Annotated in this window: 22 protein-coding genes; 15 read left to right on the forward strand and 7 right to left on the reverse strand. The window is 73.2% G+C overall.

Annotated features, from left to right (window positions below):
- The first annotated feature begins 61 nt into the window (after positions 1 to 61).
- The 3 genes from AB0947_RS16800 to AB0947_RS16810 all read left to right on the forward strand — a co-directional run bounded on the left by AB0947_RS16800 (position 62) and on the right by AB0947_RS16810 (position 4012).
- Entirely contained in the window at positions 62 to 832 is a 771-nt protein-coding gene (locus AB0947_RS16800) for a lysophospholipid acyltransferase family protein (RefSeq protein ID WP_366751076.1), read from the forward strand.
- Positions 829 to 1839: an NAD(P)H-dependent glycerol-3-phosphate dehydrogenase gene (locus AB0947_RS16805; RefSeq protein WP_366751077.1), complete on the forward strand. Its 1011-nt coding sequence runs from the start codon at positions 829 to 831 to the stop codon at positions 1837 to 1839. The genes AB0947_RS16800 and AB0947_RS16805 overlap by 4 nt, the downstream gene beginning before the upstream one ends.
- Positions 1840 to 2854: 1015 nt before the next feature.
- Positions 2855 to 4012 (forward strand): D-alanine--D-alanine ligase family protein, encoded by a 1158-nt coding sequence (locus AB0947_RS16810; protein WP_366751078.1) that lies wholly within the window; start codon positions 2855 to 2857, stop codon positions 4010 to 4012.
- Between the two features lie 12 nt (positions 4013 to 4024).
- Here AB0947_RS16810 and AB0947_RS16815 read toward each other — a convergent pair whose 3' ends face one another.
- Together AB0947_RS16815 and AB0947_RS16820 are read right to left on the reverse strand one after the other, a co-directional pair.
- Entirely contained in the window at positions 4025 to 4546 is a 522-nt protein-coding gene (locus tag AB0947_RS16815; RefSeq protein WP_366751079.1) for a DUF3515 domain-containing protein, read from the reverse strand.
- A gap of 20 nt (positions 4547 to 4566) precedes the next feature.
- Positions 4567 to 4800 carry an Lrp/AsnC ligand binding domain-containing protein gene (locus tag AB0947_RS16820; protein ID WP_030649166.1) on the reverse strand — a complete coding sequence of 78 codons (234 nt, stop codon included), beginning with the start codon at positions 4798 to 4800 and terminating at the stop codon, positions 4567 to 4569.
- Between the two features lie 204 nt (positions 4801 to 5004).
- Here AB0947_RS16820 and AB0947_RS16825 point away from each other — a divergent pair, with 204 nt between their 5' ends.
- Together AB0947_RS16825 and thiD are read left to right on the forward strand one after the other, a co-directional pair.
- Positions 5005 to 5970, forward strand: coding sequence for a thiamine-phosphate kinase (locus AB0947_RS16825; protein ID WP_366751080.1), 966 nt, complete (start codon positions 5005 to 5007; stop codon positions 5968 to 5970).
- On the forward strand, positions 5967 to 6761 hold the full coding sequence (gene thiD, locus AB0947_RS16830; RefSeq protein WP_366751081.1) for a bifunctional hydroxymethylpyrimidine kinase/phosphomethylpyrimidine kinase: 795 nt from the start codon (positions 5967 to 5969) through the stop codon (positions 6759 to 6761). The genes AB0947_RS16825 and thiD overlap by 4 nt, the downstream gene beginning before the upstream one ends.
- Before the next feature lie 488 nt (positions 6762 to 7249).
- Here thiD and rpmB read toward each other — a convergent pair whose 3' ends face one another.
- Positions 7250 to 7435: a 50S ribosomal protein L28 gene (gene rpmB / locus AB0947_RS16835; RefSeq protein WP_003993230.1), complete on the reverse strand. Its 186-nt coding sequence runs from the start codon at positions 7433 to 7435 to the stop codon at positions 7250 to 7252.
- 258 nt (positions 7436 to 7693) lie between these two features.
- Here rpmB and AB0947_RS16840 point away from each other — a divergent pair, with 258 nt between their 5' ends.
- Positions 7694 to 9487 carry a DAK2 domain-containing protein gene (locus AB0947_RS16840; RefSeq protein WP_366751082.1) on the forward strand — a complete coding sequence of 598 codons (1794 nt, stop codon included), beginning with the start codon at positions 7694 to 7696 and terminating at the stop codon, positions 9485 to 9487.
- Between the two features lie 25 nt (positions 9488 to 9512).
- On the opposite strand, the gene AB0947_RS16845 is transcribed toward AB0947_RS16840, so the two are convergent.
- Positions 9513 to 12608, reverse strand: coding sequence for a tetratricopeptide repeat protein (locus tag AB0947_RS16845; RefSeq protein WP_366751083.1), 3096 nt, complete (start codon positions 12606 to 12608; stop codon positions 9513 to 9515).
- The gene (locus AB0947_RS16850; RefSeq protein WP_366751084.1) at positions 12605 to 14443 is read right to left on the reverse strand and encodes an HSP90 family protein; all 1839 of its coding nucleotides are present in this window, start codon (positions 14441 to 14443) and stop codon (positions 12605 to 12607) included. The genes AB0947_RS16845 and AB0947_RS16850 overlap by 4 nt, the downstream gene beginning before the upstream one ends.
- Positions 14444 to 14641: 198 nt before the next feature.
- Between AB0947_RS16850 and recG the strand changes: the two genes are divergently transcribed.
- The 8 genes from recG (at position 14642) to mutM (ending at position 22118) form a co-directional block, all read left to right on the forward strand.
- The gene (gene recG / locus AB0947_RS16855; RefSeq protein WP_366751085.1) at positions 14642 to 16864 is read left to right on the forward strand and encodes an ATP-dependent DNA helicase RecG; all 2223 of its coding nucleotides are present in this window, start codon (positions 14642 to 14644) and stop codon (positions 16862 to 16864) included.
- Positions 16865 to 16927: 63 nt separating this feature from the next.
- A complete protein-coding gene (gene rsmD, locus AB0947_RS16860) occupies positions 16928 to 17515 on the forward strand; it encodes a 16S rRNA (guanine(966)-N(2))-methyltransferase RsmD (protein ID WP_366751086.1) in 588 nt (195 codons plus the stop codon).
- 26 nt (positions 17516 to 17541) lie between these two features.
- Positions 17542 to 18021, forward strand: coding sequence for a pantetheine-phosphate adenylyltransferase (gene coaD / locus AB0947_RS16865; RefSeq protein ID WP_366751087.1), 480 nt, complete (start codon positions 17542 to 17544; stop codon positions 18019 to 18021).
- Between the two features lie 57 nt (positions 18022 to 18078).
- Positions 18079 to 19188, forward strand: coding sequence for a cell division initiation protein (locus AB0947_RS16870; protein WP_366751088.1), 1110 nt, complete (start codon positions 18079 to 18081; stop codon positions 19186 to 19188).
- Positions 19189 to 19318: 130 nt separating this feature from the next.
- The gene (locus AB0947_RS16875; protein ID WP_366751089.1) at positions 19319 to 19963 is read left to right on the forward strand and encodes a DUF177 domain-containing protein; all 645 of its coding nucleotides are present in this window, start codon (positions 19319 to 19321) and stop codon (positions 19961 to 19963) included.
- A gap of 2 nt (positions 19964 to 19965) precedes the next feature.
- A complete protein-coding gene (gene rpmF / locus AB0947_RS16880; protein ID WP_003951102.1) occupies positions 19966 to 20139 on the forward strand; it encodes a 50S ribosomal protein L32 in 174 nt (57 codons plus the stop codon).
- A gap of 20 nt (positions 20140 to 20159) precedes the next feature.
- Positions 20160 to 20984: a ribonuclease III gene (gene rnc / locus AB0947_RS16885; RefSeq protein WP_366751090.1), complete on the forward strand. Its 825-nt coding sequence runs from the start codon at positions 20160 to 20162 to the stop codon at positions 20982 to 20984.
- A gap of 273 nt (positions 20985 to 21257) precedes the next feature.
- Entirely contained in the window at positions 21258 to 22118 is an 861-nt protein-coding gene (gene mutM / locus AB0947_RS16890; protein ID WP_366751091.1) for a bifunctional DNA-formamidopyrimidine glycosylase/DNA-(apurinic or apyrimidinic site) lyase, read from the forward strand.
- Here the strand turns inward: mutM and AB0947_RS16895 are convergent.
- Together AB0947_RS16895 and AB0947_RS16900 are read right to left on the reverse strand one after the other, a co-directional pair.
- Positions 22091 to 22486: a helix-turn-helix domain-containing protein gene (locus tag AB0947_RS16895; protein ID WP_366751092.1), complete on the reverse strand. Its 396-nt coding sequence runs from the start codon at positions 22484 to 22486 to the stop codon at positions 22091 to 22093. The two genes, mutM and AB0947_RS16895, sit on opposite strands and share 28 nt — an antisense overlap.
- Before the next feature lie 113 nt (positions 22487 to 22599).
- Complete coding sequence (locus AB0947_RS16900) at positions 22600 to 22992, reverse strand: CAP domain-containing protein (protein WP_366751093.1); 393 nt, start codon at positions 22990 to 22992, stop codon at positions 22600 to 22602.
- 85 nt (positions 22993 to 23077) lie between these two features.
- Here AB0947_RS16900 and AB0947_RS16905 point away from each other — a divergent pair, with 85 nt between their 5' ends.
- Positions 23078 to 24055, forward strand: a complete 978-nt coding sequence (locus tag AB0947_RS16905) for a hypothetical protein (RefSeq protein WP_366751094.1) — start codon at positions 23078 to 23080, stop codon at positions 24053 to 24055.
- Positions 24056 to 24174: the final 119 nt, after the last annotated feature.

Genomic DNA, 24174 nt, shown 5'->3' on the forward strand with positions numbered 1-24174 from the left:
GGCCCGGGGCCACACTTGTGCGGCCCCCGCCGGGGTTGCAGCCCTAGAGGAAGGTGTCCTTGTGTCCCGCCGCAGAATCGGCTTCTGGTACCGCTTCGCCGCGGTGATCTGCAAACCGCCGCTGGTGGTTCTGATCAAGCGGGACTGGCGAGGAATGGAGCACATTCCGGCCGAGGGCGGATTTATCACCGCGGTGAACCACAATTCCCACGTGGACCCCTTCGCGTACGCGCACTATCAGTACAACACCGGACGGGTCCCGCGATTCCTGGCGAAGAGCGGGCTTTTCAAGAAGGGATTCGTGGGCGCCGCCATGCGCGGCACCGGGCAGATCCCCGTCTACCGCGAGTCCACGGACGCGCTCAGCGCCTTCCGGGCCGCGATCGACGCCGTGGAGCGCGGCGAGTGCGTCGCGTTCTACCCCGAGGGCACCCTCACCCGCGACCCGAACGGCTGGCCCATGACCGGCAAGACCGGCGCCGCCCGGGTCGCCCTGCAGACCAAGTGCCCGGTCATCCCGGTCGCGCAGTGGGGCGCCAACGAACTGCTGCCGCCGTACGCCAAGAAGCCGAACCTCTTCCCGCGCAAGACGCACCACGTGCTCGCGGGACCCCCCGTGGACCTCTCCCGTTTCTACGACCAGGAGATGACCCCCGAGGTGCTGAAGGAGGCCACCGAGGTCATCATGGCGGCCATCACCCGCCAGCTGGAGGAGATCCGCGGCGAGAAGGCGCCCGAGACGCCCTACGACCCGCGCCGCGAGCGGATCGAGCAGCGCCGTCGCACCCGGGCGCAGGCGGAGGGCCGGCAAGTGGAAGGGCAGAGCAAGTGAGCGCACCGGTACGGGTGGCGGTCTTCAGCGCCGGCTCGTGGGGCACCGCCTTCGGCATGGTGCTCGCCGACGCCGGCTGTGAGGTCACCCTGTGGGCCCGCCGGGCGGAGGTCGCCGAGGCGATCAACACCACCCGGATCAACCCCGACTACCTGCCGGGCGTCGAACTCCCCGAGAACCTCCGGGCCACCACCGACCCGGCGGAGGCCGCCGCCGGCGCCGACTTCACGGTCCTGTCCATCCCCTCCCAGACCCTGCGCGCGAATCTCGCCGAGTGGGCCCCGCTGCTCGCTCCGGACACCGTCCTCGTCTCCCTGATGAAGGGCGTCGAACTCGGCTCCACCATGCGGATGAGCGAGGTCGTCGAGGACGTCGCCAAGGTCGGCGCGGACCGGATCGCGGTCGTCACGGGACCCAACCTGGCCCGCGAGATCGCCGCCCGCATGCCCGCCCTGGCGGTCGTGGCCTGCACCGACGAGCGGGTCGCCCAGCGACTCCAGGCCGCCTGCCACACGCCGTACTTCCGGCCGTACACGAACACCGACGTGGTCGGCTGCGAACTCGCCGGCGCGGTGAAGAACGTCATCGGGCTCGCGGTGGGCATCGCCGACGGCATGGGGCTCGGCGACAACGCCAAGGGCTCGCTCATCACGCGCGGCCTCGCCGAGACCACCCGGCTCGGCCTCGCGATGGGCGCCGACCCGCTGACCTTCTCGGGACTCGCGGGCCTGGGCGACCTGGTGGCCACCTGCTCCTCGCCGCTGTCCCGCAACCACACCTTCGGCACCAACCTCGGCAAGGGCATGACGCTGGAGGAGACCATCGCGGTCACCAAGCAGACCGCCGAGGGCGTCAAGTCCTGCGAGTCCGTGCTGGATCTGGCCCGCCGGCACGGTGTCGACATGCCCATCACCGAGACGGTCGTCAGCATCGTGCACGAGGGCAAGTCGCCGGTCGTCGCGCTGAAGGAACTGATGGCCCGCAGCGCCAAGCCCGAGCGCCACTGAGCCCGGGTCGCCCCCGGGTCTCGAAGACGCCGGGCCCGCGCATGCGCCGGCACCGGCCGGGAGCTGCCGGGGCCTGGCGGTGCGGGGGCCGGGAGGAGCCGAGTCGGGCGGTGTGGGGGCCTGGAGACGTTGGGCCCTGAGCAGGCGCCGGCGCCGGGAGGTGCCGGAGCCGGAAGGCGTTGCCCCGGGAGGTGGTGTGCCCGGGGGCGTTGGGCCTGGGGAGGCGTGGAGGCCGGCCCGACGTCGGGCCTGGGAGACGCCGACACCGGGAGGCGCGGAGGCCGGAAGACGTTGCCTGGTGAGGCGGTCAGCCCGGCGGGTGTCCGCGCCGGGAGGTGCCGGAGCCGGAAGGCATTGCCCTGGGAGGCGGTGAGCCCGGGAGGCATTGGGCCGGGGGAGGTGCCAACGCCGGGAGATGCCGGGCCCGGGAGGCGTCGAGGCCGAAGACGTTGCCTGGGAGCGGTCAGCGCGGGAGGCGTTGGACCCCGGGGACGTGCCAGCGCCGGGATGCGTCGAGACCGGGAGATGCCGGGACGGGATGCGTCGAGACCGGGAGATGCCAGTGACGCGAGGCGTGGAGGCCCGAAGACGTTGCCTGGGGAGGCGGTGAGGGCCAGAGGCGTTGGCACCCGGGAAAGCGCGGGGGCCCTAGGGCGTTGTCCGAGGGCGGTGAGTCCGGGAGACGTTGCGCCCCGGGGGACGCGCCAGCGCCGGAAGCGGCCGGGGTCCGGAGGCGTCGGGGGAGGGGAGACGCCGAGCCCGTAGACGCCAGCGCCTTGAGGATGCGTCGGCGCCGGGAGGTGCCGGGGCATGGGCCGGGCCGGGCCGGCAGACCTTGCCCGGGGGAGTCCGGGGACGTTGGCCCGCGGGCGCGTCCCCGTGTCGGGTTCGGGGAGGTGTCGGGCCGTTCGCGAGGGGTTGGGTACGACACTGAGCGACCGTCCGTGCGACGCTGAGCGACGGCCCGGGAGCGCGCGCTGACTTGGGCGCTACCTACAGGTACCCTCAACGCGATATGAGCACCGAGAACCTTCCCCAGAGCCCTGAGCAGCCGTCGCGCAAGCCGCGCGTGGCCGTCGTGTTCGGCGGGCGCAGTTCCGAACACGGGATCTCCGTGGTCACCGCCGGCGCCGTCCTCAAGGCCATCGACCGGACGAAGTACGACGTCCTGCCGATCGGCATCACCACGGACGGCCGCTGGGCGCTGACGGCCGACGAGCCGGAGCGGATGGCCATCACCGACCGCCGCACCCCCAGCGTGGCCGAGCTGGCGGAATCGCACGAGGGCGGCGTGGTGCTCCCCGTCGACCCGTCGAACCGCGAGGTCGTCTACAGCGAGCCCGGCTCCGTGCCCAAGGCGCTCGGCGAGGTAGACGTGGTCTTCCCGGTGCTCCACGGCCCCTACGGCGAGGACGGCACGCTCCAGGGCCTGCTGGAGCTGTCCGGAGTGCCGTACGTCGGCTCCGGCGTGCTCGCCTCGGCCGTCGGCCAGGACAAGGAGTACATGAAGCGGATCTTCACCTCCTACGGGCTCAAGGTCGGCCCGTACCTGGTGATCCGCCCCCGCGAGTGGGCCCAGGACGAGTCCGCCGCCCGCAAGCGGATCGTCGACTTCGCCGGCGAGCACGGCTGGCCGCTGTTCGTGAAGCCCGCGCGCGCGGGCTCGTCCATCGGCATCACCAAGGTCGACGACCTGTCCGGCCTGGACGAGGCGATCGCCGAGGCGCAGTCCCACGACCCGAAGATCCTGGTCGAGGCGGCCGTACGCGGCCGTGAGATCGAGTGCGGCGTCCTGGAGTTCGAGGACGGCCCGCGCGCCTCCGCCCCGGCCGAGATCCCGCCGCCGGACGCGCACGCGTACTACGACTTCGAGGCCAAGTACATCGACTCCACGCCCGGCATCGTCCCGGCCCCGCTCACCGGGGAGCAGACCGCCGAGGTGCGCGCGCTCGCCGTCGAGGCGTTCGAGGCGGCCTCCTGCGAGGGCCTGGTCCGCGCGGACTTCTTCCTCACCGAGGACGGCGAGTTCGTGATCAACGAGATCAACACCATGCCCGGCTTCACGCCGATCTCGATGTACCCGCAGATGTGGCAGGCGAGCGGGATCAGCTACCCCGAGCTGGTGGACCGCCTGGTGCAGGCGGCGCTGCGCCGCTCGACGGGGCTGCGCTGACCCCCTCGGCCCTCAGCCGCGCATGGAGGCGATCCCCTTCGGGATCGCCTTCTTCACGGCCGGCGCCAGGTCCGTCATCACCTGGGCGCTGTCGTCCGGCCCGGACAGCTTCTTCGGCAGGGTCACCTGCACATACGCCCGGCGGTTGGACGTGGTGAACCGCCAGGTGCCGTCGCCCTGCTTCTCCATCAGCCACTCGACGCCGTTCACCCCGCCGGCGATCGCGTTCGGGTCCTCGCCCAGGGCCACCTTGGCATCGACCATCTTCGGCGGCCGGACGATGCCGCAGCGCAGTATGATCGCCGGGCTTCCCCAGCCCGCCGTGTAGGCGGACCGGGGCTCGGGGTCGGCGCGCGGCTGCCCGTCCACCTTCCGCGGCAGGACCTTGTCCAGGTCCCGGCAGAGCGGGGCGGTCCGCGCGTCAGGGGTGGGAACCGCCACGGTGCCGCTGTCGTCCGCCGTGGAACAGCCCGCGACCGCGACGAGCAGGGCCGGCGCGAGCAGGGCGAGGGGCCGGTGACGGAAGATGTTCACCGGCCAAGCGTAGACGGGGGCTACAGATGCACCACCGGACAGGTCAGGGTGCGCGTGATGCCGTCCACTTGCTGGACCTTCGCGACCACCATCCGGCCGAGCTCGTCGACCGTCTCGGCCTGGGCCCGCACGATGACGTCGTACGGCCCGGTCACGTCCTCGGCCTGGAGCACTCCGGGAATCTTGCTGATCGTCTCGGCGACGGTCGACGCCTTGCCGACCTCCGTCTGGATCAGGATGTACGCCTGTACCACGGAACCTCCAGGGCGGCCACGAGGATCATGTGGGGAAAAGGAACGCCACGGTATCGCGTCGCCGCTCCCCGAGGGGAGACCTGCGGGAACCGGGCTTGCGCGCCAGGGTGCAGGCACGACGGAAGTTGACGGTCACCTCGACCGTATCGGGGACACTGGTGACGCGCGACCGGGCGTGGCAAGGCACAGAAGGGGCTTGAGGCAATGAAGGGCACAGTGGGTGAGCTAGGTGAGTTCGGGCTCATCCGGGAGCTGACCTCCCGTCTCACCACCACCCCGGCGGTCCGGGTCGGCCCCGGCGACGACGCCGCGGTGGTCGCCGCGCCCGACCGACGGGTGGTGGCGAGCACCGACATCCTGCTGGAGGGCCGGCACTTCCGCCGCGACTGGTCCACGGCCTACGACGTCGGCCGCAAGGCCGCCGCGCAGAACCTCGCGGACATCGCCGCCATGGGCGCCGTGCCGACCGCGCTCCTGCTCGGCCTGGTCGTCCCCGCGGAACTGCCGGTCACCTGGCCGACCGAGCTGATGGACGGCCTGCGCGACGAGTGCCAGGTCGCCGGCGCCTCCGTGGTCGGCGGGGACGTCGTACGCGGCGACACGATCATGGTGTCGATCACCGCGCTCGGCGATCTGCGCAACCACGAACCCGTCACGCGCGCGGGTGCCCAGCCCGGCGACCTCGTGGCCGTCACCGGCTGGCTGGGCTGGTCGGCGGCCGGGTACGCGGTGCTCGTCCGCGGTTTCCGCTCGCCCCGCGCCTTCGTCGAGGCCCACCGGCGCCCCGAGCCGCCGTACCATGCGGGCCCGGCCGCCGCCGCGCTCGGCGCCACCGCGATGTGCGACGTCAGCGACGGCCTGATCGCCGACCTCGGGCACATCGCCGAGGCCAGCAAGGTCCGCATCGACATCCGCTCCGGCGCGATCGACATCCCGACGCAGATGAACGACATCGGGCAGGCCGTCGGCGTCGACCCGCTCCAGTGGGTGCTGACCGGGGGAGAGGACCACGCGATCGTGGCGACCTTCCCGCCGGACGCCAAGCTCCCGGCCCGCTGGAAGGTCATCGGCGAGGTCCTCAACCCCTCCGCGCTGCCCCAGGTGACCGTCGACGGGGCGCCCTGGACCAGCAAGGGCGGCTGGGACCACTTCGCGGACATCGAGTCGTGATCCCCCGGGTGCTCACGGTGGCCGGCTCGGACTCCGGCGGCGGCGCCGGCATCCAGGCCGACCTGAAGACGATGCTCGCGCTCGGCGTGCACGGCATGAGCGTGCTCACCGCGGTGACCGCGCAGAACTCGGTGGGGGTTCAGGGCGCCTGGGAGCTGCCCGTGGAGGCGGTCCGGGCCCAGTACCGCAGCGTCGTGGACGACATCGGCGTCCAGGCCGTGAAGACCGGCATGCTGGCCTCCGCCGAACTGGTCGAGGCGGTCGCCGAGTTGATCTCCGGCACGGACGCACCGGCCGTGGTCGACCCGGTCGGCGTCTCCAAGCACGGCGACCCGCTGCTGGCCGCCTCCGCCCTGGACTCCGTACGGACGAGGCTGCTGCCGGTGGCGACCGTGGCCACCCCGAACCTGGACGAGGTGGCCCAACTGACCGGCGTCCGCGTCGCGTCGGAGGACGATCTGCGACGGGCCGCCGCGGCCGTGCTGGAGTTCGGGCCGCGCTGGGTGCTGATCAAGGGCGGACACCTGGCGGGCGACGCCGTGGACCTGCTCACCGACGGCTCCGAGGTCCACCTGCTGCGGGCACCCCGCCACGACAACCGGCACACCCACGGCACCGGCTGCACCCTCGCCTCCGCCATCGCCTGCGGCCTGGCCAGGGGCCGGTCCGTACCGGAGGCGGTCGCGGCGGCCAAGGAGTACGTCACCGGGGCCATCGCCGCCGGGTTCGCGCTCGGCGCGGGGATCGGGCCCGTGGACCACGGGTGGGCGCTGCGGCGGGACGCCCGCTGAGGGCTCCGGCGGGGTAGGCCGGCGGCTCGACGGCGGTCGCGGCCTTCTCCGTCAGCCGCCTGAAGAAGCCGGCCGGCGGCCGAGCAGCCGGTACATCCGGTGCCGGTTGCGGATGCGCCGCTCGGTGGCCGGGGCGAAGAACGGCCCCGCGTTGCCGGAGACGTTCTGGCAGCCCCTGGCGAAGTCCCGGACGCGGTGCCAGGGCGGGCGAGGAGCGCCGCCGCCCGCGGATGACCGCCGGCGGTGAGTGCCCGTACGGCCCGGCCCTCGGCGGCCAGGCGCGCGAGGCGGTGCACGTCGACCAAGTCCGGGTCGACGGCGAGGGCGTAGCCGGGAGATCTGGGACTGGAGCGCGCCCAGGGCCCCGGGGGTACGGCAAAAAGCCGGCCCACCCGGAGGTGGACCGGCTCAGTGCAGCGAACCAGACAGTGGCCGCGCGCGGATGGGGGTTCCCCCGCTCGAACGAGTCGAGAGTGGGGGAGGTTGCGTCAGCGCGAGACCTTGCCGGCCTTGATGCACGAGGTGCAAGCGTTCACGCGCTTCGGCGTCCCGCCCACCACGGTACGCACACGCTGGATGTTCGGGTTCCAGCGGCGGGACGTACGGCGGTGCGAGTGCGAGATGTTGTTGCCGAAGCCCGGCCCCTTGCCGCAGACGTCGCAGTTGGCAGCCACGGGTCACTCCAAAGACTTCAGATGCACTTACGGTTGATCCCGGCATGCCGGGATCGAGATCCTATAGAACCTGAATCTTGAGTGGCGCTGCCAGGGGAATGGCCCGATCGGATCGGGCAACCGGAGCAGCATACAACGGCTGCGTCCGTACAACGAAACTACCATGGCAGCGCGGGCTCCCGGCCCGGCCCTCTTCCGGAGGGAACCGGTCCGGGGTCTACGCTGCGTCCCACGTCGAGCCAGCTCAAGGAGGCGCAGGTGACGCAGGTGCCGCAGACGTTCCTCGATGCTCTCGCGGTGCGCACCTGGTGCGGTCTGGCGCTGCGGGCCCTGGGCAGGGCCCGGGAGGAGATCGACGCGATCAACGTCTATCCGGTGGCGGACGGCGACACCGGGACCAACCTGTACCTGACCGTGGAGTCGGCGGCGACGGCCGTCGAGGCGGTGTTCGCCGGGTACGAGACCGGCTCGGGGGAGCCCGCGCTGGCGGACGCCGTCCGGGCCATGGCGCACGGCGCGCTGATCGGGGCCCGGGGCAACTCGGGGACGATCCTCGCGCAGCTGCTGCGCGGGATGGCGCAGGTGCTCGCGGACGACGGTGACGCCTCTCACATCGACGGCCGGGGACTGCGGCTGGCCCTGCGCAGGGCCGCCGACTCCGCCCGGCAGGCCGTGGCCCGCCCCGTCGAGGGCACGGTGCTCACGGTCGCCTCGGCCGCCGCCGACGCCGCCGAGGGAGCCGACGGCGACTGCCGGACGGTCGCGCGGGCCGCCTACGAGGGAGCGCGGACGGCCCTCGCGGCGACCCCGGCCCAGCTGGCCGTGCTGGAGCGGGCCGGTGTGGTCGACGCGGGCGGCCGGGGGCTGGTGGCGGTGCTGGGGGCGCTGGTCGAGGCGTTCACGGGGGAGGCGGTACGGGAGCCGGTGCGCGAGCTTCCGGTGCGTGACGTCCCGGCCCGCGAGCTTCCGGCCCGCGAGTCCCTGCTGCGGGAGATCCCGCAGCCCCAGGGAACCGTGCCGGTACCTGTGCCCGTACCCGTGTCCGTACCCGCGTCCGCTCCCGACGGCGACGCACCCGCGCACGCGCGCGTGACGGCCCCCGAGCGGTGCGCCGACGCCGCCGCACCCGGCGGACCGGCCTTCGAGGTGATCTATCTCCTGGAGGCCGACGACGCGGCCGTGGCGCGCTTGCGCGCGCGGCTCGACGCACTCGGGGACTCCCTGGTCGTGGTCGGCGGCGACGGGCTGTGGAACGTCCATGTGCACGTCGACGACGCCGGTGCCGCCGTGGAGGCCGGCGTGGAGGCCGGGCGGCCGTACCGGATCCGGATCACCCACTTCGGGCTCGGCGACGTGCGCACCGGCCGCGAGCGCCCGCCGCGCGAGCGGGCCCAGCGGGCGGTCGTCGCCGTCGTACCCGGCGAGGGGCTGGCCGCGCTGTACGCCGAGTCGGGCGCGACGACCGTCCTCGCCCGCCCCGGCGAGCCGCCCGCCAGCGGAGAGCTGGTGCAGGCGGTACGGCGGGCCCACGCGCGGGAGGTCGTGCTGCTGCCCAACGATGCCGACCTGCGCCACACGGCCGCCGCCGCGGCCGAACAGGCCCGCACCGAGGGCATCCGCGTGGCCCTCATCCCGACCCGCTCGGCGGTCCAGGGCATCGCCGCGCTCGCGGTGCACGAGCCTGGGCGCCGGTTCGACGAGGACGTCGTCCAGATGACCTCGGCGGCGGGCGCCACCCGGTACGCCGAGGTCGTCGTCGCCGAGCGCCAGTCCTGGACGACGGCAGGCGTCTGCCAGGCCGGGGACGTGCTCGGCCTGATCGACGGCGACGTCGCGGTGATCGGCACGGACGTCACCGCCACCGCCCGCACCGTCCTCGACCGCATGCTCCAGGCCGGCGGGGAACTGGTCACGCTCGTCGTCGGCGACGAGGCGCCGGAGAACGCCGCCGCACGACTGGAGGCACGCGTACGGGAGTCCTACCTGGCCGTGGACACGGTGGTGTACCGGGGCGGCCGGCAGGGGGCCCTGCTGCTGATCGGCGTGGAGTGACGGCGGGAACGGCTCAGTCCCCGGCTCAGCCCCGTTCGGCGTCCTCCCCTTCCAGCTCACGTGCCGCCTCCAGCTCACGTGCCGCCTCCAGCTCACGTGCCGCCTCCAGCAACTCGGCCGCCTCCTCCCGCCGGGCCCGGGCCGTGTCGTCCCCGTCGGCCGCGCCCTCGTAGACCGCGAGCACTTCCCGCGCGCGTGCCGCCGCCCGCGCCGGACGGCCGAGGCCCGCCTCCAGCCGGCCCGCGGCCAGTTCCGCGCCGGTACGGTCGTGCAGTCCGGCCGCGCCGAGCGTCGCGAACACCGCCACGGCCCGGGTCATCTGCTCCAGCGCCGCCTCGAACGCGTCCCCAGCCGCGGGTCCCCCGGCCTCCCCGGCCTCCTGGGCTTCCTCGGCTGCCGAACGGGCCAGCAGCTCCGCGAACTGCCGGTGCGTGCCGCCCAGTTCGGTGGCCAGCTCCGCCCGGTCCGCCGCCTCCTCGGCCGCCGCCAGCGCGGTCTCGCACTCCCGTACCGCTTGGCCCATCAGCGCGCGGGCGTCCGCGGGCCCCGGCCCGCCGTCGAGGGCGAGCCAGGCGCGGGCGCGCAGCGAACGGACCAGGAACGGGGTGTTGCCGAGCGCGCGCCACAGGTCACCCGCGCGCGCGTACGCGCGGTCGGCCTCCGCCGCCAGCCCGGCGTTGCCCAGTGACTCGGCGGCGAGGTGGGCGAGCGTGGCGTGGTCCTGCTGCTCGGGCCAGTGCCGGGCGAGGTCGGCGGCCTTGAGCCGCTCTTCGGCGGCGGCCCGGTGCTCGCCCAGCTCGCCCAGGCAGTCCCCGAGCCACCAGCGGGCCTGGACGACCGTCCCGTCGCCGTGGGTGTCGGCGCTGAGGTCGGCCAGGGCGGACTCCAGCACCTCGGCGGCCTCCGCGTACCGGCCCCGGCGCAGCAGGAAACCGCCGAGCTGCTGCCGCGCCCAGGCCCCCAGGGTGCCGCTCTCACCGGCCTCGTCGGCCCAGTGCGCGGCTTCCAGCGCGTGCTCGGCCGCCTCACCGGGAGCGTCCCGGCCACCGAGCACCTCGGCGAGCTGAAGGTGCAACTGGGCCCGGCCGACCGGCTCCACGTACGGCGCCCCGTGCTCCAGGGCCGCCCGCAGCGCCCGCTCGGCCCCGGCCGGGTCACCGGTCTGGTGGGCCAGGGCGGCGACCTGCACCTGGTACTCCACCGCGAACCAGGCGAGCCCGGCGGCCACGTACGCGTCGGCGGCCCGCCGGAACGACTCCGCCGCCCGCCCGGCGTCGCCGGAAACCCCGGCCAGCTCACCGAGCATGGCCCACGCCTCCGCGCCCCGCGCCGCCAGCCGCACGTCGTCGCCACCACGCCCGTCGACGAGCGCCAGCACCTCCCGCACGGCGACCTCGGCCTCCGCGATGCCGTCTCCCCGGGGCTCGTCCCCTGCCTTCCCGGCCTCCTGCCCGGCCTCCCCGGAACCCGCCCCCGCGGACTCCTCGAACCCCTGATCCCCGCTGACCCCGGCGCCCGCGCCCGCCGCCTCGTGCACCCGGCGCATCAGTACCCGGGCCCGGCTCATCGCCACCGACGCCGTCTGGCGTACTCCGGTGGCCTCGTCGGCGTACAGGGCGAGCACCTCGTCGTACAGGGACGTGACCGTGGTAAGCGCCGCGTCCAGCTCGCCCGTCAGGGCGCGGATGTGGGCCCCGCGCGCGCGGGCCGCCAGGGCCTCGCCGGGGTCGCCCGCCTCCGCGTACAGGGCCGCGGCTCGCTCGAACAGCCCGATCCCCTCCGGCCCCCGGGCCATCGCCTCGTGGTCGGCGATCTCCGCGCGGTCGCGTGCCGTGAGGGCGGCGCCGTCCCGCGCGGCCCGTGCGACCGCCGCCCATGCCTCCAGGGCCTGCGGCCGCAGGGTGGCCGACAGGCGCCGCGCCTCGGCGAGCAGGGCGGGCAGGTCCCGTTCGGCGGGGGCCGCCGGCGCCGAGGGGGCGACCGCGGGCGAAGGCGCCGGCGCGGTACGCACCGTACGCACGCCCAGCGGGAGGCGGTCCGCCAGCGGGCGCTGGGCCATCCGCGCGCGGACGCGGTCGCCGACGGCGGACGTGCCGTTGCGCCGGTCGAACCGCTCGGCGAGCTCCGTCGCCTCCGCGCGCGCGTGCGTGGCGAGCTCCCGCGCGGTCCAGGTCCGCCCGGCCGGCCCCGGCACCCGCTGCCCGCCGTGCCCCAGCTCGGTCAGCCGGTCCATCAGCAGCGTCACCACGGCCAGGAAGTCCAGCCGGCTGCGCGGCTGCCCGGTGTCCGTGAAGTACGCCGGCCGCTCCGCCAGCAGCTCCAGACCGCGCGCCTCGTTCCCGGTCAGCGCGCAGAACTCCACGTGGTCGGCGTACGCGCCCCGCATGCTCTCCATGGACCGCACCAGCCGGAAGCCCCGCAGGTGGTGCGCGCGGGCCTCCTCGACGCGCCCCAGCCGCAGCAGCGGGGCCAGCGAGGAGGCGAGCACACTGTGCGGCTCGTGGGCGCACGCGAACTCGCCCTCCAGCACCGGCCGCCACAGTTCGAGCGCCTCTGCGTCGCGCCCGCACCGCACCTGCCAGACGCCCTGCCCGTGCAGCTCGCAGGCGTGACAGTCGGCCATCCGGTCCCGGTCGGCGGCCAGCCACGCCGCGTACGCCCGCTCCGCGCGCGCGAGGTCCCCGATGTGCGCGGCCACGCTGAACTCGGCGCTGCGCACGGCCCGTTCGGAGTGCCCGGCGAGCCGGTAGCGGTGCTCCATCTCGCCGAGCCACTTCTCCACCGACGCGAGCGGGATGTGCGGCTGGTCCAGCATGCCCGCCGACATCCACTTGAAGACCCAGTACAGCGAGTGCGTCTCGTACGCGTCGAAGTCCTCGGGCCGCTCGTCCCACATGCGCAGCAGCCGCGCGAACGGGACGAACATCTTGTCCTTCTCGGAGCTGTAGTTGTAGACTTTCAGCTGGTGCCCGAGCGCCTCGATCACGGCGAGCGGGACGTCCAGCTTCTCGGCCTCGGCGAGCAGCTGCTCCGCGCGCGCGTTGCGGGCCGGGCCCTCCGGCTGCTCGGAGTTCTCCGCCAGTGCCCGGCGCAGCGCGTCGAAGTCGGTGATACCGCTCATCGTCCGTCCCCCTCCCCGTGGGTCGCCCATTCGAGCAGCCCGATGAACGCCCGGTTGAGCAGTGCCGAGTCGGCCGGCCTGAGCGGGCGCTGCGCCATCAGCAGGGCCTGCCCGTACAGCGACTCGGTCGCGGTGCCGATCAGCTCCGGGTCGCCGAGCGAACCGATCCGCCGGACCAGCGGGTTGAGGTGGTTGAGCACCAGACGCGCGCGCGGGGCGCTGCCGCGCAGCGAGCCCAGGATGCCCGCCCACAGGTCGTCGGCCTGCTCCTCGGCCGCCGCGCGGGCCTGCTCGTGCCGGGCGGCCCGGTCGTCCAGGTGCAGCGCGGGCACGGTCAGCGGGTGGAAGGCCCGCAGGACGACGTCACAGCCCAGCGGGTCGAGCCGGTCCCGCGCGGCGGCCAGGAACCCGGACAGCGCCAGCTCCTCGGCCGGGTCCACCGCGTCCAGGTGCGCGGTCACGGTGTCCGCGTCCAGCTCGGCGACCACCGTCCCCGGCCGCACCCGCGGCAGCGCCTCGACCAGCTCGCTGTCGTACGTGTAACCGCCGTTGACCACGCCGACGCCCTGGGCGGCCGCGATCGGCGCGACCTGCCGGTACTCCTCGACCGTCCGCGTGAAGTGCACCACCGGGTGCCGCCGTGCGAACTCCTCCAGAGAGAGCTGCCCGTCGGTCGTCTCGAACGGCAGCCACGGCAGCATCGTGCGCAGCATGCCGGCGTCGTGCCGGGCGAGGGACTTCACGCCCAGGTGGTGCACGGCGAGGAAGGCCGCGAGGCGCTCGGGATCGCCGGCGGCGAGCCCGGTCAGCCAGGACCGGATCCGCGTCCCGAGCGCGTCGCGCACGGCGGCCAGCGTCTCGTCCTCGTACAGCGACTCGCGCGAGGCGGTCGGCCGCAGGCTGTCGGTGTCCAGGACGCAGCGCACGAAGAACGCCCAGTCCGGCAGCAGCTGTTCGGCCCGTTCGGTGAGCAGCATGCCCTTCAGGTGCACGCGGTGGGTCGCCCGCTGGGCCGGGCTGACCGCCGACGGCAGCACGTACGCCACCCCGCGGACCCCGGCCACCGGCACGTCCAGGTCGATGGAGTCCAGCGGCGTGAACCCGAACAGCTCACGGCAGTGCCGGGCCAGCGCCACCCGGCGGCCGGCCGGACCGGGATGGACGCGGTCCCAGGGCGCGGGCAGCTCGGTGACGGGCTCGTCGCCCACCCGGACGTCGTACGGCAGCAGGGAGCCGAAGTCCCGGGCCAGGTCGCGGACCCGCTCCGGGGCCAGCCACTCGGCCGCACCGGCCCGCGCGGTCAGGTACACGGTCGTGCCCGGCTCGGGCCGCTCGGCGTCGGGCAGCGTGCGCACGGTGTACGAGCCGTCGTCCCGGGCGGTCCACTCCACCGGCGGGGCCCCGGGCGTCCGGGCGCTGCGGCTGACCACCCGGATCCGCTCGGCGACCACGAAACAGGCCAGCAGCCCGATGCCGAACTGCCCGAGGAAGTCCGACCGGGCCTCCTCCAGGCCCTCGGCCCGCTTGGAGCTGCGCCCGATGGTCGCCAGCAGGCCGTGCACGTCCGGTTCGGTGAGCCCGACACCGGTGTCCTCCACCCGCAGCCCGCCGTCCGCCGCGTACAGCCGGATCCGCGTCGGGGCGTCCGGGTCGGCGGCCCGGCGGGCGGTGACGGCGTCCACGGCGTTCTGCAGCAGCTCGCGCAGGTAGACCTTGGGGCTGGAGTAGAGGTGATGGGAGAGCAGGTCCACCAGACCACGCAGGTCGACCTGGAAGCTGTGAGGTGGATGGGGCGACTGGGAGGGCTGGGATGCCTGAGAGGTCTGGGAGTCCATCGTCACTGCGCCGGAGGGGGCGTGCGTGCGGCGCGGGGTCGGGCGGTCCCGGCGGGGCGGTGACCGCGAAGGATGGCCGGAGCGCGCCATCCTAGAGCCGGATCAGCCCGCCTGACCAGGAGTTTCCCTGATGTTTACGGCATCCGGCCGCCCATCCGCGAGGCAGGGTGTACGGCATTGTCAGTGGCGTGGTGTGCAATGGATCCCGTGCCCGCACTGCAAGAACCGCTCAAGAAGGTGCTCGGCCCCGCCACCGCGAAGGTGATGGCCGAGCACCTCGGCCTGCACACCGTCGGCGACCTGCTCCACCACTATCCGCGCAGATACGAGGAGCGCGGCCAGCTCACGCACCTCGCCGACCTCCCCATGGACGAGCACGTCACGGTGGTCGCCCAGGTCGCCGACGCCCGCCTGCACACCTTCGCCTCGGCCAAGGCCCCCCGCGGCAAGGGCCAGCGCCTCGAGGTCACCATCACCGACGGCAGCGGCCGGCTCCAGCTCGTCTTCTTCGGCAACGGCGTGCACAAGCCCCACAAGGAGCTGCTGCCGGGCACCCGCGCGATGTTCGCCGGCAAGGTCTCCCTCTTCAACCGCCGCCTCCAACTGGCCCACCCCGCCTACGAACTGCTGCGAGGCGACAGCGAGGAGGCTGTCGAGACCTGGGCGGGCGCCCTGATCCCCCTCTACCCGGCCACCGCCAAACTGGAGTCCTGGAAGATCGGCAAAGCCGTGCAGACGGTCTTGCCGAGCGCGCAGGAAGCCCTCGACCCGCTGCCCGGCACCCTGCGCGAGGGCCGCGGCCTGCTCCCGCTCCCCGAGGCCCTGCTCAAGATCCACCGCCCGCACACCAAGGCCGACGTCGCCGACGCCCGCGCCCGCCTGAAGTGGGACGAGGCCTTCGTCCTCCAGGTCGCCCTGGCCCGCCGCCGGCACGCCGAGACCCAGCTCCCCGCCGTCCCCCGCGTCCCCGGCCCCAACGGCATCCTCGCGGCCTTCGACGACCGCCTCCCCTTCACCCTCACCGAGGGCCAGCGCAAGGTCACCCAGGAGATCTTCGCCGACCTCGCCACCGCCCACCCGATGCACCGCCTGCTCCAGGGCGAGGTCGGATCCGGGAAGACGCTGGTCGCCCTGCGCGCCATGCTCGCCGTGGTCGACGCCGGGGGGCAGGCGGCCATGCTCGCGCCCACCGAGGTCCTCGCCCAGCAGCACCACCGCTCGGTCACCGAGATGATGGGCGAACTCGCCGAGGGAGGCATGCTGGGCGGCGCCGAGCACGCCACCAAGGTCGTCCTGCTCACCGGCTCCATGGGCACGGCCGCCCGCCGCCAGGCCCTGCTGGACCTGGCCACCGGCGAGGCCGGGATCGTCATCGGCACCCACGCCCTGATCGAGGACAAGGTCCAGTTCCACGACCTCGGCCTGGTCGTGGTGGACGAACAGCACCGCTTCGGCGTGGAACAGCGCGACGCGCTGCGCGGCAAGGCGCACTCCCAGGGGGAGAGGCGGTCCCCGCACCTCCTCGTCATGACCGCCACCCCCATCCCGCGCACGGTCGCCATGACGGTCTTCGGCGACCTGGAGACCTCGGTCCTCGACCAGCTCCCGGCCGGCCGCTCCCCGATCGCCAGCCATGTCGTCCCGGCAGCCGACAAGCCCCACTTCCTGGCCCGTGCCTGGGAACGGGTCCGCGAGGAGGTCGCGAGCGGCCACCAGGCGTACGTGGTCTGCCCGCGGATCGGGGACGAGGAGGACGACCCCGGGAAGTCCGGCAAGAAGAAGCCCCCGCAGGACGAGGCGGACAAACGCCCCCCGCTGGCCGTGCTCGACGTCGCCGACCAGCTCGCCCGCGGCCCCCTGACGGGCCTGAAGGTGGAGGTGCTGCACGGCCGGATGCACCCCGACGACAAGGACGCCGTGATGCGCCGCTTCGCCGCGGGGGAGACGGACGTCCTGGTCGCCACCACCGTCATCGAGGTCGGCGTCAACGTCCCCAACGCCACGGCCATGGTCATCATGGACGCCGACCGCTTCGGCGTCTCCCAGCTCCACCAGCTGCGCGGCCGGGTCGGCCGTGGCTCCGCCCCCGGCCTGTGCCTCCTCGTCACCGAGATGCCCGAGGCCAGCCCGGCCCGCCAGCGCCTGGGCGCCGTCGCCTCCACCCTCGACGGCTTCGAACTCTCCCGCATCGACCTCGAACAGCGCCGCGAGGGCGACGTCCTCGGCCAGGCCCAGTCCGGCGCCCGCTCCAGCCTGCGGGTCCTGGCGGTCATCGAGGACGAGGAGGTCATCGCCGAGGCGAGGCAGGAGGCGGCGGCGGTGGTCGCGGCCGACCCGGAGCTACAGCACCTGCCCGGCCTGCGCACCGCGCTGGACGCCCTCCTGGACGAGGAGAGGGAGCAGTACCTGGAGAAGGGCTGAGGTGCGGCGTCCCCGCCGCCTGCCAGACTGAATCCGTAATCACACCCCGAACAAGGACCGAAGATGACTCGCGTGATCGCCGGCCGGGCAGGCGGACGGCGCCTCTCCGTACCGCCCGGCACCGGAACCCGGCCGACCTCCGACCGCGCACGCGAGGGCCTCTTCTCCACCTGGCAGTCCCTCCTCGGCGGCCCCCTGGACGGCGAACGGGTCCTGGACCTCTACGCCGGCTCGGGGGCCGTGGGCCTGGAGGCCCTGTCCCGCGGCGCGCGTCACGTCCTGCTGGTCGAGGCGGACGCCCGGGCCGCGCGGACCGTCCGGGAGAACGTGAGGAACCTGGGCCTGCCCGGCGCCGAGGTCAGAACGGGCAAAGCGGAACAGGTCGTGAGGCAAGCCGCACCGGAAGAGCCCTACGACCTCGTCTTCCTCGACCCCCCGTACGCCGTCACGGACGACGATCTTCGGGAGATCCTGCTCACACTCCGCTCGGAACGCTGGCTCGCCGAAGAAGCCCTCGTCACCGTGGAGCGCAGCACCAGAGGCGGCGCATTCCACTGGCCGGACGGCTTCGAGCCCCTTCGGTCCCGGCGCTACGGCGAGGGAACGTTTTGGTACGGTCGCGCCGCCTCTACGTGCGAAGACGCACGATGACCGGACCGGAGAGCGAGGGATCACAAGTGCGCCGCGCCGTCTGTCCCGGGTCGTTCGACCCGATCACCAACGGACATCTCGACATCATCGCCCGAGCCTCTCGTCTCTACGACGAGGTCTACGTCGCGGTGATGATCAACAAGTCCAAGAAGGGCCTGTTCGGGATCGAGGAGCGGATCGAGCTGATCCGCCAGGTCACCGCCGAGTACGCCAACGTCCGGGTGGAGGCGTTCCACGGCCTCCTCGTCGACTTCTGCAAGCAGCGCGACATCCCCGCCATCGTCAAGGGCCTGCGGGCCGTCAGCGACTTCGACTACGAACTGCAGATGGCGCAGATGAACAACGGCCTGACCGGCGTGGAGACGCTGTTCGTGCCCACCAACCCCACCTACAGCTTCCTCTCCTCCTCCCTCGTCAAGGAGGTCGCGGCCTGGGGCGGCGACGTCTCCCACCTGGTGCCGGCCGAGGTCCTGGAGGCGCTGAACAAGCGCCTCGCCAAGGGATGATGGGGCTACAGTCGTCCCGTCCGTCTCCAACCCGGCTGTAGAGAGTGGCGAGCACAGGTGGACGTGCAGAAGAAGCTCGACGAGATCGTCTCCTCGGTCTCCGGTGCCCGGTCCATGCCCATGTCGGCGTCGTGCGTGATCAACCGCGCCGAGCTGCTCGCGATGCTCGAAGAGGTGCGCCAGGCGCTGCCCGGCTCCCTGGCCCAGGCCCAGGAGCTGATCGGCGACCGTGAGCAGATGGTCGAGCAGGCACGGCTGGAGGCCGAGCGGATCATCGAGAACGCGCACGCCGAGCGCGGATCGCTGATCTCCGACACCGAGATCGCCCGCCGTTCCCAGGCCGAGGCCGACCGGATCCTCGCCGAGGCCCGCCAGGAGGCCGAGGAGATCCGCGCCGAGGCCGACGACTACGTCGACTCCAAGCTCGCCAACTTCGAGGTCGTGCTCACCAAGACCCTCGGCTCCGTCGGACGGGGCCGGGAGAAGCTCCTCGGCACCGGCCCGGGCCTGGACGAGAACGGTTACGAGGACGAGGACGCCCCCGAGCGCAGCCAGGACCCGGAGACCCTGCGCCACAACGCCGACGCCTACGTGGACGCCAAGCTCGGCGCCTTCGAGGCGGTCCTCGCCAAGACCCTGGAGGCCGTCGGCCGGGGCCGGCAGAAGCTGCACGGGCGGATCGCCACGGACGACCTCGGCGCCCTCGCCGACGACACCACGACCTTCCAGCACTCCAGCGACGCCGACTACCTCGCCGACCTCGCGGCCCTCGCGGACAGCGACCGCGCGGCACAGCGGCAGCCCGGGCCGCCCCAGCCGTCGTACGAGCCGCAGCCGGCCTACGGCTACGAGCAGCAGCCGGACCCGTACGCGGGCTTCCCGCAGCAGCCGGAGTACGCCCCGCAGCAGGACCCGTACGGCTACCAGCAGGCCGATCCGTACTCCGCCGCCCCCGGATACGCTCCGGCGGGAGGTGCCCCCTTCCAGGGCTACGACGCCCAGCAGACCGGCTACGACCCCCAGCAGGCCCCGCACCCGCACGAGGGCCGGCAGCAGGCGCCCCACCAGGACCAGCAGGGGTACGCCCTCGACGAGACCAGCCTCTTCGACACGAGCATGATCAGTGCGGAGCAGCTCAGGGCGTACGAGCAGGGCCGGGGCCTGTAGCCAGGGGCGGATTGGGCGCTGAGCGAAAGGTCCAGTATCCTGGCTGTTCGGTCGCGCGTATGTCCGCGATCACCGCTGCCCGGAACACCGACGGGCGGCGTCCCTTCGAGTTCGAAGACTGAAAGCAGGAATGGCTCCCAACGCCCGCCTCGACCACCGCAACCCCCTCGTGTTCGACACGCACGAGCTGGGTCGGCGTCCTGGCGCGTTGCAGCGCCTGACCCGCGAGATCGACGCTCCCCGGGATCTCGGCATCCAGGGAGTCATCGGAGTGCCGGAAGGCGCCCCGGTGGAACTCGACCTCCGTCTCGAGTCGGTCATGGAAGGTGTGCTTGTCACAGGCACCGCCCGTGCAACGGCCCGAGGGGAGTGCGTAAGGTGTCTTGAGCCGGTCGAGCTGGAGCTCGAAGCGGACTTCCAGGAACTGTTCTCGTACCCTGACGCCGACGACCGGGGCCGTGTGATCGCGGAACCGGGCGACGACGCCGAGGACGACGAGGACAGGTTCTTCCTCGAGGACGGCCTGTTCGACCTCGAACCCGTGCTGCGCGATGCGGTGGTGCTCGCACTGCCGATGCAGCCGGTGTGCCAGGACGACTGCCCGGGCCTGTGTTCCGAGTGTGGAGCACGGCTCGCGGACGACCCGGACCACCATCATGACGCCGTCGACATCCGTTGGGCGGCTTTGCAGGGACTCGCCGGTTCGATGACGGACGGCGAGAAGGACGAGATGAGCGGCGCCGAAGCGGGCGTCGACGAGAAGCAGGAGAAGTAGCCGTGGCTGTTCCGAAGCGGAAGATGTCGCGCAGCAACACGCGCCACCGCCGGTCGCAGTGGAAGGCTGCGGTCCCCACCCTGGTTGCGTGCGAGCGCTGCCACGAGCCCAAGCAGCAGCACATCGCGTGCCCGTCTTGCGGCACCTACAACAAGCGCCAGGTCCTCGAAGTCTGAGCGGGCTGGTGAGAGGCACTGTGTCCACACCGAAGAAATCCTCTGCGGACAACCAGGCCTCGTCCCACACGCTTCTGGAAGGGCGGCTCGGCTACCAGGTCGAGTCCGCCCTTCTGGTGCGAGCGCTGACCCACCGTTCCTACGCGTACGAGAACGGCGGTCTGCCGACGAACGAGCGCCTGGAGTTCCTCGGGGACTCCGTGCTGGGCCTCGTCGTCACGGACACGCTGTACCGCACCCACCCCGACCTGCCCGAAGGCCAGCTGGCCAAGCTGCGGGCCGCGGTGGTCAACTCGCGTGCGTTGGCGGAGGTCGGCCGCGGCCTCGACCTGGGCGCCTTCATCCGGCTCGGCCGGGGTGAAGAGGGCACGGGCGGCAGGGACAAGGCATCCATTCTCGCCGACACCCTTGAAGCGGTGATCGGCGCGGTCTATCTCGACCAGGGCCTCGACGCGGCCTCCGAACTGGTGCACCGCCTGTTCGACCCGCTGATCGAGAAGTCCTCCAACCTCGGTGCCGGCCTGGACTGGAAGACGTCCCTCCAGGAGCTCACCGCGATCGAGGGGCTCGGCGTGCCCGAGTACCTGGTCACGGAGACCGGCCCCGACCACGAGAAGACCTTCACTGCTGCCGCCCGCGTCGGGGGCGTCTCGTACGGCACCGGCACCGGCCGCAGCAAGAAGGAGGCGGAGCAGCAGGCCGCCGAGTCCGCCTGGCGGTCCATCCGGGCCGCCGCGGACGAGCGGGCCAAGGTGGCCAAGGAGCCCATCAAGGAGACGGCCGACGAGGCCGTCAAGGGCAGCCGGGCCGCCAAGGACGGCGACGCGTCGTCCGCCACCGCCTGACCGGAACGCAAAACGGCACCACCCGAGCGCCCGCCCCGCCTCCCGCGGGCCGGGCGCTCGGCCGTTCACGGGGGTTCTGGGGTTCGTCCTTCCCGGCTGCAGGGCGATCCGGAACCGGGCGTTCGGACCGTCCACGGCTGCCGGGCCATTCGCGGGCGCCCGCCGTCCGCGGGTGCTGCCGGCAGAGGGGGCCGGCCCGGTGGGCCGGCCGAGCGCCGGGATACCCTGCCCTCAGCTCTGCTCAGCTCTTCCGCAGTCGCCCGAAGGAGTGCCGTGCCCGAGTTGCCCGAGGTCGAAGTCGTCCGCCGGGGCCTGGAGCGCTGGGTCGCCCACCGGACCGTCGCCGAGACCGAGGTGCTGCACCCGCGAGCCGTACGCCGGCATGCCGCCGGGCCCGACGACTTCGCGCACCGGCTCAAGGGCCACCACATCGGCACGCCCCGGCGGCGCGGCAAGTACCTGTGGCTGCCGCTGGAGGAGACGAACCAGTCCGTCCTCGCCCACCTGGGCATGAGCGGCCAGCTGCTGGTCCAGCCGCACGACGCGGCCGACGAGAAGCACCTGCGCATCCGCGTGCGGTTCGCCGACTCCCTCGGCACCGAACTCCGCTTCGTCGACCAGCGCACCTTCGGCGGGCTGTCGTTGCACGACAACACCTCCGACGGCCTGCCCGACGTCATCGCGCACATCGCCCGCGACCCGCTGGACCCGCTCTTCGACGACGAGGCCTTCCACCAGGCGCTGCGCCGCAAGCGGACCACCATCAAGCGGGCCCTGCTGGACCAGTCGCTGATCAGCGGCGTCGGCAACATCTACGCGGACGAGGCGCTGTGGCGCGCCCGCATCCACTACGAACGCCCCACGGCGAACTTCACCCGCCCGGTCACGGCGGAACTCCTCGGGCACATCCGCGACGTGATGAACGCTGCCCTCGCCGTCGGCGGCACCAGCTTCGACAGCCTGTACGTCAACGTCAACGGCGAGTCCGGCTACTTCGACCGCTCCCTGGACGCCTACGGCCGCGAGGACGAGCCCTGCCGCCGCTGCGGCACCCCCATGCGCCGGCGCCCCTGGATGAACCGGTCCAGTTACTTCTGCCCCAAGTGTCAGAGGGCGCCGCGCGTCTCGTCGTAACGCGCGCGGGACGCGAGGACGTCGTCCATCGCGCCCTCCACACAGTGGATGAGCGCCAGCAGCCGCTCGGCGACCTGCCGTCCCAGGGCCGTCAGCTCGTAGTCCACGCGCGGCGGGTTCGTCGGCTGGGCCTCGCGGTGCACCAGGCCGTCGCGTTCCAGCGCGTGCAGCGTCTGGGACAGCATCTTCTCGCTCACCCCGTCCACACGCCGGCGCAGTTCGTTGAAGCGCAACGACCCCTCGTACAGCGCGCCGAGCGTCAGCCCGCCCCAGCGGCCGGTGACGTGCTCCAGCGTGCCCCGTGACGGGCACGCCTTGGCGAAGACGTTGTACGCGAGGTCCTCGTGGTCCTGTGTGGTGGCGGTCATACAGGCAAGCGTACGCCGACGCAGCGCTCTCCACCAGGTTGCACTAACTCATGGTTAGCGCTCCGCGCCGCCGCCGCCCGGAGTGACAACGACCAGGGCTCCGAGGGCGCTGCTCAGTATCCGAAGTCCTGCGTCCACCAAGGTCCGCCCGGGCCGAAGTGAACGCCGACACCGAGGGTCTTGAAGCCGCAGTTCAGGATGTTGGCGCGGTCGCCGGGGCTGTTCATCCAGGCCGCCACCACGGCCGCCGCACCGGCCTGGCCGCGGGCTATGTTCTCGCCGCCGAGACCGGTGACGCCGGCCGCCGCCGCCCGGTCCCACGGCGTCCTGCCGTCCGGGTCGGTGTGGTCGAAGTAGCCGCGCGCCACCATGTCGTCACTGAACACCTCGGCCAGCTCCGTCAGCGAGGAGTTCGCCGCCAGCGGACCGCAGCCGACCTTCGCCCGCTGGTCGTTGACGAGCTTCAGCACCTGCGCCTCGGCCACGGCCTCCCGCGACACCGTCACCGGTGCGGAGGTCCGGGTCGGGGTCTTGGTGGCCGAAGGGGACGGGGCGGCCTTCGGCGTGGACGGCTTGGCCGGGGCGGATGGCTTGGCCGACGCCGACGGCTTGGCCGATGCGGACGGCACGGGCGGCTTGGACGGCGCGGGCGTCTTGGACGGCGCGGGCGGCTTGGCCGGTGCGGGCGGCTTGACCGGTGAGGAGGGCGTGCTCCTTGGCGCCGTCCTGGTCGGAGTCGGCTTCCCGGTCGCTGTCTTGGAGGGCGTTGCTGTCTTGGAGGGGGTTGCCGTCTTGGAGGGGGTTGCCGTCTTGGAGGGCGTCACCGTCTTCGACGGGCTCCCCGTCCTGGAGGGGGTTGCCCTCTTCGACGGGGTTGCCCTCTCCGAGGGCGTCCCCGTCGTCCGCGGGCTCGCCGTCTTCGCCGGGGCGGCGGTCTTCGAGGGGGCCGCAGTCCTGGAAGGAGCCTTCGGCTTCGAGGGGGCCGCAGGCTTCAAGGGAGCCTTCGGCTTCGAGGGGGCCGCAGTCCTCAAGGGAGCCTTCGGCTTCGCGGCAGGCGGGGACGCCGGACGCGAGGCGGAGGGGGAGCGCGTGGGGGAGGAGTGCGTGGAGGAGGCGCGCGGAGCGGACGACGACGGTGACGGCGATGGGCTCGTGGAGCCGCCGCCGTTCCCGCTGCCGGACGGGCCCGCGGACGCCCCGGCCCTGCCCGACGTGCCGCCCTGCTCGCCGGCCGTGTTGCTGGGAGCGGCAGCGGTCCGTACCCGGTCCCCGCCGGAGGTGTGCGTACCGCCGCCGAGCTGGTACTGCTCCAGGCCTGGTACGGAACCCGTGGCCACCGCGATCGCGCCGAGGCCGACGGCCAGGGACGCACCGAGCAGACCCGCGCGCACCGGCCGCCCGAGCCCGTTCCGCCGCCGGGGCTCACCGGACGGCCCGCCGGACGGGGTGGAACCGCCGCCCGCCGAGCCACCGCCGCCGGATCCGGAGCCCTGCCCCGGCGCGCCCGGCGCCGCCCCGTCGTCCGTCGCGAACAGGTATTCCCGGGCCTTCGCCGTGGCGTCGGCGTAGGCCTCCGGGTCCAGATGAGGCGCGATGCCCGTGGGCACCCGCCGTTCCCCCGCGGACGAGTGCTCGGGGCCGTCGCTCCCGGATCCCGGGTGCTGCGTGTGGTCGGCCCCCGTGGCGCG

It is taken from the genome of Streptomyces sp. NPDC047841, from assembly GCF_040704085.1.
GTDB classification, from domain to species: domain Bacteria; phylum Actinomycetota; class Actinomycetes; order Streptomycetales; family Streptomycetaceae; genus Streptomyces; species Streptomyces argyrophylli.

Bases quoted from the DNA above. Each gene is read 5' to 3' on its own strand.
- AB0947_RS16825 (WP_366751080.1), top strand. From the start codon at position 5,005: ATGAAGGGCACAGTGGGTGAGCTAGGTGAGTTCGGGCTCATCCGGGAG.
- AB0947_RS16850 (WP_366751084.1), bottom strand. From the start codon at position 14,443: ATGGACTCCCAGACCTCTCAGGCATCCCAGCCCTCCCAGTCGCCCCAT.
- AB0947_RS16845 (WP_366751083.1), bottom strand. From the start codon at position 12,608: ATGAGCGGTATCACCGACTTCGACGCGCTGCGCCGGGCACTGGCGGAG.
- recG (WP_366751085.1), top strand. From the start codon at position 14,642: ATGGATCCCGTGCCCGCACTGCAAGAACCGCTCAAGAAGGTGCTCGGC.
- AB0947_RS16810 (WP_366751078.1), top strand. From the start codon at position 2,855: ATGAGCACCGAGAACCTTCCCCAGAGCCCTGAGCAGCCGTCGCGCAAG.
- AB0947_RS16875 (WP_366751089.1), top strand. From the start codon at position 19,319: ATGGCTCCCAACGCCCGCCTCGACCACCGCAACCCCCTCGTGTTCGAC.
- rsmD (WP_366751086.1), top strand. From the start codon at position 16,928: ATGACTCGCGTGATCGCCGGCCGGGCAGGCGGACGGCGCCTCTCCGTA.
- AB0947_RS16895 (WP_366751092.1), bottom strand. From the start codon at position 22,486: ATGACCGCCACCACACAGGACCACGAGGACCTCGCGTACAACGTCTTC.